Source organism: Lactobacillus sp. IBH004, from assembly GCF_026185255.2.
Taxonomy (GTDB): Bacteria; Bacillota; Bacilli; order Lactobacillales; family Lactobacillaceae; genus Lactobacillus; species Lactobacillus melliventris.
On the sequence record NZ_CP110217.2, the window covers coordinates 1116102 to 1130624 of the forward strand.

General features: G+C 36.5%; 15 protein-coding genes. All 15 read right to left on the reverse strand.

Annotation, left to right across the window (positions count from 1 at the left end; translation table 11 throughout):
* Positions 1–22: 22 nt before the first annotated feature.
* Positions 23–1279, reverse strand: a complete 1257-nt coding sequence (gene rseP, locus LDX54_RS05595) for an RIP metalloprotease RseP (protein WP_265666646.1) — start codon at positions 1277–1279, stop codon at positions 23–25.
* Between the two features lie 10 nt (positions 1280–1289).
* On the reverse strand, positions 1290–2087 hold the full coding sequence (locus tag LDX54_RS05600; protein WP_265666645.1) for a phosphatidate cytidylyltransferase: 798 nt from the start codon (positions 2085–2087) through the stop codon (positions 1290–1292).
* Between the two features lie 8 nt (positions 2088–2095).
* Complete coding sequence (locus tag LDX54_RS05605; RefSeq protein ID WP_265666644.1) at positions 2096–2830, reverse strand: isoprenyl transferase; 735 nt, start codon at positions 2828–2830, stop codon at positions 2096–2098.
* Positions 2831–2834: 4 nt separating this feature from the next.
* Positions 2835–3392, reverse strand: a complete 558-nt coding sequence (gene frr / locus LDX54_RS05610; protein WP_046325001.1) for a ribosome recycling factor — start codon at positions 3390–3392, stop codon at positions 2835–2837.
* Positions 3385–4116, reverse strand: coding sequence for a UMP kinase (gene pyrH, locus LDX54_RS05615; RefSeq protein ID WP_265666643.1), 732 nt, complete (start codon positions 4114–4116; stop codon positions 3385–3387). The genes frr and pyrH overlap by 8 nt, the downstream gene beginning before the upstream one ends.
* Positions 4117–4279: 163 nt before the next feature.
* Entirely contained in the window at positions 4280–5191 is a 912-nt protein-coding gene (locus tag LDX54_RS05620) for an ROK family protein (RefSeq protein WP_265666642.1), read from the reverse strand.
* A gap of 182 nt (positions 5192–5373) precedes the next feature.
* Positions 5374–6426, reverse strand: coding sequence for a PHB depolymerase family esterase (locus LDX54_RS05625; RefSeq protein WP_265666641.1), 1053 nt, complete (start codon positions 6424–6426; stop codon positions 5374–5376).
* 15 nt (positions 6427–6441) lie between these two features.
* Positions 6442–7647: an MFS transporter gene (locus LDX54_RS05630; RefSeq protein WP_122037679.1), complete on the reverse strand. Its 1206-nt coding sequence runs from the start codon at positions 7645–7647 to the stop codon at positions 6442–6444.
* Between the two features lie 98 nt (positions 7648–7745).
* Positions 7746–8582 (reverse strand): AraC family transcriptional regulator, encoded by an 837-nt coding sequence (locus LDX54_RS05635; RefSeq protein WP_046325006.1) that lies wholly within the window; start codon positions 8580–8582, stop codon positions 7746–7748.
* A 1-nt stretch (position 8583) separates the two neighbouring features.
* Complete coding sequence (locus LDX54_RS05640; RefSeq protein ID WP_265666640.1) at positions 8584–9393, reverse strand: alpha/beta hydrolase; 810 nt, start codon at positions 9391–9393, stop codon at positions 8584–8586.
* Positions 9394–10056, reverse strand: coding sequence for a malonate decarboxylase holo-ACP synthase (locus LDX54_RS05645; protein ID WP_265666639.1), 663 nt, complete (start codon positions 10054–10056; stop codon positions 9394–9396). It abuts the gene before it with no gap.
* Positions 10044–11711, reverse strand: coding sequence for a biotin-independent malonate decarboxylase subunit beta (gene mdcD / locus LDX54_RS05650; protein WP_265666638.1), 1668 nt, complete (start codon positions 11709–11711; stop codon positions 10044–10046). Before mdcD ends, LDX54_RS05645 begins: the two co-directional genes overlap by 13 nt.
* Positions 11701–11994 carry a malonate decarboxylase acyl carrier protein gene (mdcC, locus tag LDX54_RS05655; RefSeq protein ID WP_046325010.1) on the reverse strand — a complete coding sequence of 98 codons (294 nt, stop codon included), beginning with the start codon at positions 11992–11994 and terminating at the stop codon, positions 11701–11703. The genes mdcD and mdcC overlap by 11 nt, the downstream gene beginning before the upstream one ends.
* Before the next feature lie 14 nt (positions 11995–12008).
* A complete protein-coding gene (mdcA, locus tag LDX54_RS05660) occupies positions 12009–13649 on the reverse strand; it encodes a malonate decarboxylase subunit alpha (protein WP_265666637.1) in 1641 nt (546 codons plus the stop codon).
* Between the two features lie 4 nt (positions 13650–13653).
* Positions 13654–14511: an acyltransferase domain-containing protein gene (locus tag LDX54_RS05665; protein WP_046325227.1), complete on the reverse strand. Its 858-nt coding sequence runs from the start codon at positions 14509–14511 to the stop codon at positions 13654–13656.
* Positions 14512–14523 lie beyond the last annotated feature (12 nt).

A 14523-nucleotide genomic window follows, 5' to 3' on the forward strand; every position in this document is an offset into this window, starting at 1 on the left:
TTCTCTCTCCCAAATTGTTTTTTTATTTAATAAAGTAACGGTAGATATCATTGCCCGTTACAGCAATAATTAAAACTAACAGTAAACCGAAACCGATTAATTCCACTATAGCTTCATGATTTTCAGAAATTGGTTTACCACGAATGATTTCAATAATATTTAGTAAAAATTTACCACCATCTAAGCCAGGAATTGGTATTAGATTGACAATACCCAAGTTAATAGAAATCATTGCCAAAAAAGCCAAAATATAGGTGAAGCCCATTTTAGAAACCTGTGATGTCTGTGAATAAATCCCAACTGGGCCAGAAAGTTTATTTAAGCTGAAGTGACGGAATAAACCACCAACTGCATTAAAAATCATCCCCGTAGTGGAAACGGCTGTATCCCAGCCACGCTTAAACTTAGCATTAAAACTATCATCGCTTTTTGCTCTAATTCCAATTTGATAAACTTTTTGCCCCTGCACCTTAACGACTTGTGGTTGAACACTTATCACTTTTTGGTGATTATTTTTGACCACCGCAATATTAGTTTTTTTGCCTTTGCTTTGATAAATTTCTTCAGATATTTGTTCAAAAGAGGTTATTTTATGACCATTAACAGCCGTTATTTTTGAACCAGGCTCAAGTTTTGCAAGCGCAGCCGGCGAATTTGGTGCCACTTCTGCTACTTCTGTAGTAGCTGGACCAGGAACGGTAAAGGTCCAAATCAAAAAGACAACAAAACCCAGAATAATATTCATTAAAGGGCCAGCAATGTTAGTAGCTAATTTTTGCCAGACATTTGCTTCTTGAAACTGCGTGTCACGGGGAGCAATGATCAGTTCAGTATTTGATTGATCAATGATAGTGGCATCATGATTAACATGATATGTTACTAGTTTTTCTTCTTCGCCGTTTTCATACCCTGAAATAAAGAGTTTATCAACTAGATCAAACTTAGTGATCTGCAATGGAATTCCTTCAAGCAGGACATCCGACTCAGAAGCATCAATCCTGACTACTTCATTTTGCTGATTAAGTTGCAAAACTACTCTCATACCAGGAGCTAACGTAGTTTCATCATCTTTACTTGCCAAACGCACATAGCCACCTAAAGGCAGCCATCTAATGGTATAAGTAGTAGGATTGCGTCGCACTTGGAAAAGTTTAGGTCCCATCCCAATTGAAAATTCACGCACTAAAATGCCGCATTTTTTAGCAACAATAAAATGCCCAAACTCATGGACAAAAACCAATATTCCAAATACAACTAAAAAGATTAGTATACCTTTCACAAGAATTCTCCTAGTGCATGATTCCCATTAGAGCAGCAAATACAGGCAAAACAAAGAGCATACTGTCAAAACGATCTAAAATACCGCCATGACCAGGTAGTATTTTGCCAGAATCCTTAACCCCGTAATATCTCTTATAAGCTGATTCAACTAGGTCGCCCATTTGTCCAACAATTGATAGCACAAAGGCAAAAATAATCATTTCAATTTGAGAATGATTTAAGTTGACAAAATAAACATAAATTGCCGCACAAATCACTGCACAAATTGTGCCTCCAATTGATCCTTCCCAAGTTTTATTGGGACTTATCACAGGCCATAACTTATGTTTACCAATTTTTCGGCCAATCATATATGCACCTGTGTCAGTAAGCCATACAACGACAAAAACGTAGCAAAGAAGTGCAAGACCATTACTTGCATTTCTGACGCTTGCCATATAATGAAAGCCTGTGCCGACATATAATGAGCCTAAAGTATAAACGGCTACATCGTCAAAAGTGGTTTTATTTTTAGTTAAAACAGTCCAGGTAAGCATTAGCATGATAAGGGCAAAATAAATACCATATTTCGTCCAGTGAAATGGCATTGACTGGATAAAATTATCTGGTACAGCCCAAGTGATTGTAGCCAGTAACGCCAATAAAAAATTGACTGAAACCAGAATTTGCTTTTTCATTAAAAAGAATTCACTAATACCAACGGCTGCAAAGATGACGGTGAGCCATTCCATCCAGAGCCCACCCATAATTACAATAGGAATAAATAAAATTAAAGCAATTACTGCTGTGATTATACGTTGTTTCATATAAATACCTAACTATCCGATTCATCAAGTTTGCCGAAACGACGATGACGATTCTGAAAATTATTAACAAATTTTTCTAAATCAGTTTTAGTAAAATCTGGCCAATTTTTCTCACTAAAAGCAAGTTCTGAATAAGCTAACTGCCAAAGCATAAAATTAGAAATCCTTTGTTCACCAGATGTTCTAATTAATAGATCAGGATCGCTATATTCGCCAAAACTCGCAGTCATCAATCTGTGGGAAATCATTTCCTCATCAATTTCTTCGCTTGTTATCGCATTTGTTTCAACGAGCGTGGCAAGTTCTTTTACTGCAGTCGTAATCTCTCTTCTAGAGCCATAATTGAAAGCAAAGTTCAAAATTAAGCCGCTATTTGTGGCGGTTTCCGCCATTGCTCTTTGGACGACATCATAAGTCTTAGGCGGCAGCTCATCTAAGTAGCCCATAATATTCACTTTGACATTTTCCTTCATCAGTGTAGGCATAAATTTATCAAAAAAACGCACTGGCAAGTTCATCAGATATGCTACTTCCTCCTTAGGTCTGGCCCAATTTTCTGTAGAAAATGCATATAGTGATAAGACTTTGATACCAAGCTGATCTGCTGCCAAAGTTATTCTTTCGACATTATTCATGCCTTCGTAATGGCCTGCTATTCGTGGTTTCCCTTGCCTAGTTGCCCAACGACCATTACCATCCATTATAATAGCTAAATGGTTTAATTGATTTTTTTTACTTGCCATTTAATTAGCCTTGTGTAATTTCCTTACGCTTTTCTTCCGCAATTTTGTCGATTCTTTTAGTAGCATCATCCGTAACTTTCTGCACTTTCTTTTCCAAATTGCGTTGTTCGTCTTCCGTGATTTCATCGTCTTTCTGTTGTTTTTTCAGACTGTTCATAGCATCACGACGAACATTCCTAATGGCAATCTTACTCTCTTCAGCCATCTTGTTGACTTCTTTGGCAATTTCTTGTCGTCTTTCACCAGTAAGTTGCGGGATCACTAAACGGATCACCTTACCATCATTTGCAGGTGTTAAGCCCAAGTTTGAAGCCAAAAGAGCATGTTCAATATTATCAAGACTGCTTTTGTCATAGGGCGTGATTAATAATACTCGCGGCTCCGGAATAGTGACACTGGACATTTGCGTTAGTGGTGTCGGGGCACCATAATAATCAACTTTTACACCTTCAAGTAAAGCTGCATTAGCAACACCAGCACGAATAGAGCCCAAGTTTTTTTCAAAAACGGTAATTGATTTATTCATATTATCTTGTGCTTTTTTAATAGCATCATTATTCATTATTTTCTCCTCCGATTACTGTTCCAATATTTTCACCTAAAACCACTTTTTTAATATTACCTTCAGTATTAACGTTGAATACAATAAGAGGAATGTTCGTGTCCATTGAAAGTGAACTTGCCGTTCTGTCCATGACTTTTAAGTTTTTAGAAATAAGATCTAACTGGGAAAGTGCACTATATTTTTTGGCATTGGGATCAACTTTCGGATCAGCAGAGTAAACTCCGTCAACTCCATTTTTAGCCATCAGAATGACATCCGCGCCTATTTCAGCGGCTCTTAGTGCAGCAGTGGTATCAGTCGAAAAGTAAGGATTACCAGTGCCACCACCCATAATTACTACTCGCCCTTTTTCTAAATGACGAATTGCTTTTCTTCTAATATATGGTTCTGCTATTTGTCTCATTTCAATCGATGTTTGTAATCTAGTAGGTACGCCTACATGTTCCAAGCCATCTTGAAGAGCTAAACCATTCATTATAGTAGCAAGCATACCCATATAATCAGCTTGTGAACGCTCCATTCCTAGTTTTGCACCAGTTTCACCTCGCCACATGTTACCGCCACCAACGACAATACCAATATCAACACCGAGTTCATGAACTGATTTGATTTCTTTTGCTAAATGACTAATGACCGTGGAATTTATTCCAGTTCCTTCAGCACCAGCAAGAGCTTCACCAGAAATTTTTAAAACTATACGCTTATACTTAACTTTAGTCATGACAGCCTCCTCTATTAACTTTAGTTATTCTACCATATAAAAAGCGCAAATGTGGACTTAGAAATAAAAGAGAGGGATTTCTTAAAAAAATTCTTTGAACTAAAAATTAACGGGAAAAGCAAAAAATCTCAAAGTTATCTACTTCGAGATTTTCAAAATATAATTAATATTTATTTTCCCTATTAATTTGCAGCAATAAATTGTAAAGTGACCCATACAAATTTGAATCGTTCCTAAAATGAGCAGAAACAATGGCAGGCTTAGTTAAAGTATTTCCTATAATAGGGTTCTTTTCCTGTACCAATTTGTCATATTCTTTGTTAATACCACTTATTAAAATTGGTTGGGCACTGATACCACCACCAATAGCAATTTTTTCAACATCTACTACGGTTTGGATATTGAGAATTAAACCAGCTATTGTAAGACAATAGTTCTGAAAGATATTTACCGCGTCAGGTGACTTCTCCTTAATTGCCTCAAAAGCATGAAGTCCATCATTTTCTTTAGGATAATTAAGTTGTTGGTTTATCTTTTTAATAAAATTGACGGCAGAGCCAATGTTACCCAAAGAGCCCTGCATATTATCTGGGTGAGATAAATCATTAATCATAAAACTTAATTCACCAGCCTGATAATGTGTTCCTCTTAATAAGTGACCATCAATAATTATGCCACCGCCAACTCCTGTTCCCAAAGTAATAGCGGCACAATTTTGTTCACCTTTTAGACTCCCCAACCAGTTTTCAGCTAGAACACTGGCTTTACCATCATTAATAACAGCAACCGCTATGTGATACTTTTTACCATATATTTCGGCAAAGTCAATGCCATCTAAAAATGGTAAGGCCCCGCCAAATCTAATTTTAGTATTTTCAATTTTACCAGGAGCACAAAAGCCGATGCCCTTGATATCTGAAATATAGCGGCTAACAATCTGGTCAATATTTTCTAAAAACTTTGCTTTATCTTGATCAGTAGCAATTTTATCTTTTTCAATTATATTTCCTGCAGAATCTAATTTAGCAAATTTAATTTCAGTTCCACCAATATCAATGCTCAAATAATTTTTCATAAATCTCTTCCATATAATGACAAAATCAATAAAACCGTTTGGCTTTAAAGCTAGCACAATCCAGCACTAAAAATTTTACACCAAAACAGTTTTAAATTTGAAATATAATTTATTACTTGGTGTTTAAATTTTATTTCAACAAGTTGTTCATTATAGCAAAATTTACAATTTTAGAACAGCTTTTATTTATGCTGCTTAAAAAGCCACGGTAAAAGCTCAGGATTATTATATGCATATGCCCAGCTAGCATGTGGATTTGGTCTCACTTTCCCTTTAGGGAAAATTGTCACCTTCAGTTTCTTTCCCCCAGCGTTTTTAATTGCCTCCTCAGCTTTTTTAGTGCCTAAAACCCCTACTACCGGATCATCTTCAGCATGAAAAGCCCAGATTGGTAGTTGCGCCAAGGACTGTCCTTCTTCACTCGTAGCCAACATATATCTGCCCTTTCCTTGTTCTCCATAACCTTTTTTGCCATCTTCATAGACATAGCCTGAACAAGGAACGAGTGCTGCAAACAAATCAGGATAATTAGCTCCCAAAAACCAGGTAGTAGAGGCACCATTTGAAAGTCCTGTTAGATAAATTCGTTTTGAATCAATATTATATTCTTTTGTTATCTGTTTCAATAATTTAAACAGAGCAGCGCGAAATTCTTTTCTAAACCAGCCATTTAATGTCGGTGCCCATGTAGCTTGGGGAACCAAAATTACAGCATTCTCTTTTTCCTTAGCATATGTATATAGGGTCTTGGGGACATCATTTCCTAAAAGTGGCATACCATTATAAAAGCCGCGTTCACCTGAACCATGTAAAAATAATACCAAAGGCCTGGGAACATTTTTATTACCAGAAGCATAAATTGAATAGCTTAACTGTACTTTATCGGTTTGTATGATTTTTTCTGCAAAATCTTTTAAGAAGGGATCTTTGCGGTATTCTGCTGCAATATGTGGTAAATAATTTTTTACTTGAACAAGAATATTAGGCAATGATACATTATTAATAAATTTCTCGGCATCAAAGCTTAAAACTGACAATTCACTCATTTCTTCAAAGTAATAAATTAAGCTATTTGATTTTTCTTCAACGTTTCTAATATTAATTTCTTTATTATTTACCGTAAAAGAAACGTCCTTTTCTAGTTTTTTTAAATCAGTATCAGACTTGAGCATAGCACTAGTGACAAAAGTGCCATTATCTGTAACTTCTTCTTGGTAAATTATATTAATATTCATTTTGTGATACCTGCCTTAATTCCTTTTTGCTAATTTATTGCGTAAAACTGCTAGTATTATAAAAACTATTCCCACGAACACCAGGTACCACATTCCTATTTTAATAATAGCAATTGGACCGGAAACACCTAAAATGGATGCTGTCAGCGCCATTGTATATGGGGAAAGGAATGCTCCCCCATTATTAAATACCTTAGCAAGAGAGAGGAAAAAGTCTTTCGAAGTTGCGGGCACATCTTCCATTACTGCGCCATAAATGTAAGGAAAAATGATATTAGTGGCCGAAATAATCATCATTGAAATTGTAAATACCAGCATGTTAGGCGAATGTATGATGCCCCAATAACCGATAATACCTAAGACCATTGCAAATACAGGAGTATAATGTTTCAGCACTTTATAAATTTTGCCGTAAAAAGCGGTAAAAACAGCTCCCACAAGACCAGCCAAAGCTAAAGAGGTGGAAAAGAATTCCTGATGATTCAAATTTAATTGCTGGATTACTAGTGGCGCATCAGTTTGTTGAGGCATAATGGCATTGAAATAAACAAAAGACATCAAAATAGCTATTAAAGCCAAAACTGGTACATTTGTGGTCTTTTTTTCAGCTTTAGCATTTTTGAGAATTTCTTTTTGTTCGGCCTGTATTCGGTTTTCAGTACTTTGTGTATATCCCAAGGCAAAAAGAATAATAATTGGGATAAAAAGCAAATAAACTAAGTATGCCGCATGCCAATTTATTCCCAGTAATAGTCCAGCAACAAAAACTGCTAGACTTTGGCCAAATGTTTGAATGGCCGACTGGTATCCCAGAAGTGTCCTTTGTTCATCTCCTGACCAAATATCACCTATTAAACTCGCAGTTGAGGTGGAATAAAGTCCATTACCCATTCCTAGAACAAATCTCGATACCTGAATTACATGAAAATTATTTATAAAAAATGGTAAGGTTCCACCAATTAAACCTAAAAATAGCCCCAGCAAAACGGTTTTGCGCTTACCTAAATATTTAATAAAAATAGATGACAAAAGCACAAAAATTACCATTCCGATTGATGGTATAGTCAGTAAAGCCTTCACATTTGCTGACCCTTCACCTGAAAACTGCTTTTCCATCATTGGCATAGTACCAGAAACTGCACTGGCAGCTGTCAATAAGGTTGAAATAGCTAAAATACCTATTTTTAAAAGCGGCTTATTTTTATCAATTTTAATAGTCATAGCTCCTCCTTAATATGTAATCGCTTGCATTAACTACACACTAAGTATAGGGAAAATGTGCTTTACAAAGTTAAAAAAATTAACTTATAATAGGCAAATTATTGACTTTTTAATTGTTCACGATATTGTTTAGGAGAAACTTGGTATATTTTTTTAAATAGCTTTTGTAGGCTCTTAACATTAGCAAAGCCACAATGATCGGCAATAATATTAATGGGTAAGTTGGTATTGGCAATTTCCTGATAAGCATATTGTAATCTAATCAATTGGAGGTAATGCATAAGACTTGTATGAACTTCCTTTTCAAAAAGACGATCAAGATAATTTTTAGAGAAATTAAAGTGTTTTGCTATATCGCTAAGTGTCAAATTTTCGGTAAAATTTTGCGAAAGATAAGCAATAATTTCTTTAACTTTATCCTGTTTTTTAACCTCATTAAATGTTAAAACTTCGTTTTTTTGGACTAAAAAATCTTGCAAAAGATGCGAAAATAGTAAATAAAAGTGCCCGAGAATTTCAATTTGAGCATAGTGATTATCCTTCTTCGTCCACAAATAATAAATGGCCGCTAACTCCTTTTTAATAATTTTATTTTTCTTAGGATCGGTATGTTGGGAAACAAAATAGTAATTAGCAATATTAGGCACCATCTTTTTCATGGTTTTTGCAGGAATTAAAAGAGTGAGCGATCTTCTTTTGTCACCTGGAGCAATGTTTTCAACACCATGAACTTCTCCAGAATTTATAATTATGAAATCTCCATCTTTTAAATGAGTTTTATGACCTGAAACAAAATAGTCACCATCACCGTGTACTGTATAATCAATTTCCAGAGATTGATGCCAGTGCTTAGTGATTTGAATAACAGACTTGTTATGAATAATGATTTTAAACGGTAAAATTCCTTGTGTAATGACTATTTCGTGTCGAAACATTTTAATTGCCCCCTCCAGGTAAATAGCCGCTTGCTAATAGAAAATGGCGTAAAAGTTGGTTGAACTGGCTTGGTACTTCTGCCATTATATCATGTCCACAGTTATCCAAAATGGCGCACTTAATGTGTAGATTATTTAGACACATCCACTCGGCAAATTTTGCATTGTAATATGGACTTTGGCGGGAAGCAAAAACAGCCATTTTACGATCAGTATATTTTATAAGATCGCGCCAATCATATTGAATATGCTCTTGTAAAAGGTCCAGATTGCTTTGTCTATTAAAAGGAAACTTTCTTTTAATTAAATTAAGTCTATGAGTTACATCCGAATCAAGTCCATGTAAAGTTTCTTTGATATCTGGAGCTTTTTGACATTGAGTTTTGTAATTTTGGGCAGTGAAATTCATAAAGCCAAAATGCCAATTTGTCGTGTTTAGCATATATGGGCTCTGATCAACAATACAAGCTAAATCAATTAAGCTTGGCTTGCTATCAATTAATGCAAATAAAACGCTGCCTCCCATTGAGTGACCAATAAAAGCAGCGTGATTAATTGCAAGAAAATCCAACAATTCAATTAGATCAGTAGTTAATCGCCTAAGAGTATGACCGCATGCCGTCCGCTCACTTTGACCCATGTTACGATGATCATAAGTTAAGACCTGGTAACCCATATCCACTAAATAAGAGATTTGTTTCAGCCAAATTTCTTGATAACCTCCAAAACCGGTTATTAGCACTATTGGTTTACCTTTGCCGTAGAGATGAAAATTTAAATTTACACCGTCTTTTGTTTGATAATAGCTCATCTAGTTTACCTTTAAAAAATGCCATGGATCAGCCGTAAGGACTGGGCCAGCAGTTGTCTTGACTAATACTTTGGGACTACGGTTTGCTGCGTATTCTGCTAACGCAAACCCATTTTGTCCTTTAACTACCTGAACATCTGCATGAACTTGATATTGGCTTAGCATGGTCAATAATTTTCTAGACTGTTCAATATTAATCTTTCTTTTTGCAACTAAAATTATGTCTAAATCACTTCTATGATTTAAATTATTTTGTACCATAGCAATACCTGTTGCCATTTCATAAGCCAAGGAACCACCAATACCCCAACTATATTTCCTTAATAAGGGACATATTTTTTCTAGAGCTTGAAACTGAGGCAGTTTTCGCCTTTCAGGAGTCAAAATTTCCCATGATTTATTTTTTATAAAATAAGCTGGACTATAACAATTTATTACTCGCTTTTTCACTAAAAATCCAGCTAAGCGCTGACTCCTACGACTTCCTCTCAGACCCACAGGAATAAGGCCCTGCTTTGCAAGTCCACGTCTGACAACAACGATTTTTGCTTTAGACAAAGAATCCTTTGCCCAGTCAGGTAAAGGATTCCCTTTTAGAATTAAATCATGGTTGTCATTGAAAGTTAGCAAGTCATGTGGCCAAACTTGTTTTATTTTTTCCATTGATCAAACACAATTTTCCGCATTTGGTTTGTTGCTTTTCGTCCACTTTCAACAGCAATTGGTGTCTCGTATCTAAAACTTAAATCAGTTGGTTGATTTTTAGTGCTTACAATTGCTTCGTTAATAATTGTTTCAATCTTTTGAGTCGCTTCCTCATTAGCATCCCATGAAGAAACATCGGGCACTAACTTGTATAAAGCACCTAGTTTTTCATAATTATGAATATCATAGGCCATTGCTGGAACGTGCTTAGTAGCCTCTTCAAGTTCTGCAATTGTACGCTCAGTAATTCGAGCGGCAGAAGCTTTAGACATGGCCTGGATTGTGATTGAATCGTCTGCTAAAGCAATAATGCGATTTGATTGCAATCCGTGGGCCAAAAATCCACCTGAAACAGCGTCACCAGGAATAAAGGCAATTACGGGATGTCCAGATTGACGGGCTTTTGCGTAAGCCGCAGCAGCAGATGCCAAACTTATATGAATACCAATTAATTCCTCTTTATAACCATAAGCCTGACTTGGTACATCCACCACTAAAACCAGCGGACGCTTTGTCTGCTTATCTTTATCTTCTGCAACAATCTGGTTAACAACTTTAGCTACTAAGAAACCTTCCTGTAAGCCAACTTCACCTTCTCGTACTCGAGGAAAACGATTATGCTCATCAGGAACAATAGCAATATATTCTTTCCCATCTTTTGCAGCATGAAGAACCGTAGAGTAATTAGATTCAGCATTTTCAATTCCTGTCAGTTTTTCAAACCAGAGTCGACCACGTGATTTTGTTTTTGGTTGTTTACTTGCATGAGCTTCTTGAACTTCATGCTCTACTGGATTGTTTGCCGCAAATAAATTACTATACTCCTTGGTTTCTAGGGGTTGAGTAAAATCAATTTTATCTATTAAAGAAAGATAAAAATCAGCTTGCTCAGTTCTATGTGCATCCTTATTTTCCATAATTGCATTTGAAATAGCTTCTTTAATGGCTGCAACATCATCTGTAACGACTTCATCAGCAATGCCAGTTTTAACCCTTTGACGTGTGCCTAAAGTGTCCCATATTAAATTCTTATCACTTGAATCAAATTCTCTAACACCAGCTTCTTGCTCTATAACTTCTGGGCCATTCAGCGCAATCCTGGCTTTTGGAGTTGTAATAAGGTATGAGAGAATTGCACTTGTAATAGACATGCCGCCAAAACTACCTACTCTTCCAGGTACAACACCTATTACCGGCACATATTTCTTGAGAGCAATAACTGCATTTTGTATTTCTGAAATTGACAACAACCCGTAATTAGCTTCCTGCAAACGTACGCCACCAGTATCAAGGATAATAATTGGATACTCTTTTTCACCTTTTTTATTATCCTCAAGCGTTTTTTCTAAGGCAGCTACAATTTTTGCACCAGAAACCTCACCAATTCCGCCTCCTTGAAAGCTTCCTTCAATTGAGATTATAACGGCATCCTTTTTGTTTAATTTACCTTTGACGACAATCACACCATCATCACTTTCAGGAACAATGTTTTGTGGTTCCAAATGTGGTGAAATGAAATCAAATTCAGGGCCAACAATTTCGCGGCCTGAATTTTCATCAAGTAAACTAAAAGCACGTTGACGTCCATTCAATTCTACAAAACTATTTTTCATCGTTTAATGCCTCCATTGCTTGAGTGAGGCGAAGATTAACCACGCCTGGGGTCGCTCCAAAATCATGAATAACAAATTTACCCTTTAAAGGATAACGAGTAAAAAAGCGATCAAGAACATTATGCCAAACTTCTTTGAACCCATCACTACCAGTTACGATGTCTACCGTTGTCTTCTCGGCCGGATAAAGTAAGATTTCCAAGTCTCCGGAAGCCACTACACCAACATGAACAAATTTTTTTACAGTTTCTGAATTTTGATAAGTAAAATTAAGTTTCTCCATTTTATTGACCTCCATTATGACCATGATCTGAACTTAGCCGGTGGATTGTATAAACCGTGTGACCATTCGACCAGATCATCCATTGTTTGAGCAGCTAGTAATGAGCGTTTAGCATCTTGTCTGCGAACTCCTAAGTCTTCAGGCAAAGCAACAATCCCTTGGGCGCGCAATTTCTTAACCTCTGCAGAATCAGAACGAAGCCCAATAGGAGTGACACCGGCAATTGCTTCAATAGCAGCTTTACGCTCTTGCATACTATCTGTTTTATAAAGATATGCAATCCCTTCTTCAGTCACAATATGCGTGGTATCTTCTGTGTAAATCATGATTGGCACATTAGCTAGTTTTGCTTCTTTTCTAACTTCCTCTGCGTCCAAATGATCGACAAAAACTGGTTTTTTATTTGAACCAAAGGTTTCAACCATTTGTACCACTAATTTTTGACCTTTTGCTAACGGATTATCAGCCGGCTTTAAGCTTTGCCAGGCTGCAGTCGAATGCCGTCTCCCTGTTGGATTTGAGCCCATGTTAGGAGCACCACCAAAGCCTGATAAACGACCATGAGTAACGGTAGAAGAGTTGCCCCACTGATCAATTTGCAAAGTTGAGCCAACAAACATATCGCAGGCATATTGACCAGCTACCTGCCCAAGAGCACGGTTAGAACGCATAGTGCCGTCTTTACCCACAAAGAAAATGTCAGGACGAGCAGCAATATATTTTTCCATACCAACTTCTCCGCCGAATGAATGGATCGAATCGACCCAGCCACTTTCAATTGCAGGAATTAAAGTTGGAGTCGGGTTCAGTTCCCAGTTACGACAAATTTTACCTTTAAGGCCTAACTGCTCGCCATATGTTGGTAGTAAAAGCTCAATGGCAGAAGTATTAAAGCCGACACCATGGTTAAGAGTTTGAACATTATGTTTTTCATAAATTCCGCGAATTGCCATCATTCCCATCAAAATTTGCAATTCACTAATTGCTTGGGGGTCACGCGTAAACAAGGGTTCAAGTTGATAAGGTTTATCAGCAGGAATGACTACATCTATCCAATCAGCTGGAATATCTACCCGAGGAACCTTGTCAACAATTTCATTTGCTTGCACAATGACAATTCCATCATGAAAAGCTGCTGCTTCAACTATCGTAGGTGTTTCTTCAGTGTTAAAGCCAGTATATAAATTACCTTCATGGTCAACTTTGTCCGCTGCTACTAAAACAACATTTGGAATTAAATCAATGAACAAACGCCCAAAAAGCTCTAGATAAGTATGAATGTCACCTACTTTCATGGTCCCATCGGCAATCATCTGTGATACTCGCGTACTTTGTGGGCCAGCATATGAAAAGTCCATTTTAGTAGCAATACCTAAATCAAAAATATCAAGATGTTCCGGCCTGGAAATGCTGGACATAATCATATGCAAATCATGAACTTTTTCCACATCTACTTTAGCTAGGGCTTCAGACAAGAAGGAAGCCTGTTTCTGGTTATCACCTTCTAAAACCACTTTATCCTGAGGCTTAATTAAAGTCTCAAGAACCTTAACAACATCTTCTGTTTGAGCAAATTTACCATCCAGAAGCTTACTTGCACTATTTAGCCGAGCAAGCTTTGCATCTCGATGAGAATGCCAATTTCTTTCACTCATTTTATTATCCTTTCCATTTATTAAGTAAAAAGTCGGCATCTGACACTGACATTTCACTTAAAACAATATTAGCTATTTGATCTGTTTTCATTTTTAATAATTTGGTAAACGCGTTCCCCGGAGAAAACTCAATACTAATTTGAGGATTATACTCAAGCGCCACATCGATCATTGTTTCCCAAAAAACTGGATGGATTAAATTATTTGCTAAATCATATTTAACTTCTTCAGCTTTTTTCACAGGATGACCATTATTATTTGCTAGATAAATACAGTCAGGATCCTGCAAGTTCAGCTTTGTTATTTCCTGACTCAATTTATTTGCTACTTTTGCCATTAAAGGCGAATGTGATGGGTTGGGAACGCGCAACAATTTAGCCTTTGTCGCACCACTTTTAGTAGCAAGATTTAGTACCTGCTTAATGGCAGAAAGCTTGCCTGACAATGTGTTTTGCAATTCCGAATTTTGATTGGACAAATATACCGGATTTTCTGACGTATGTATAGTTTTAACCATTTCAGCAACTTCTTGCCGAGATAAACCTACTATTACTCCCATACCATAGCCTTCTGGATAAGAAGACTGCATTAATTTTGCCCTTAAACTAACTAATTTAAAAACATCCTCTTTAGTAATTACATTTGCGGCATAAGCAGCGCCAAAAACTCCGAGAGAATGACCCGCAACAAGATCTGGTTGCCAACCCATTTTTTTAAGTTGATCAACCTCGCTAACTTGCAAAAGCAATATACTTAGCTGTATCTGTTGTGAATCTTGGTAGCCTTCTAAACTGTCTGTTAACTTCACTCCCGTCCAATTTTCAACTTTTAATTTCAAATCTGGGTCTATATCTTTTAACATACCTGGGTTTTG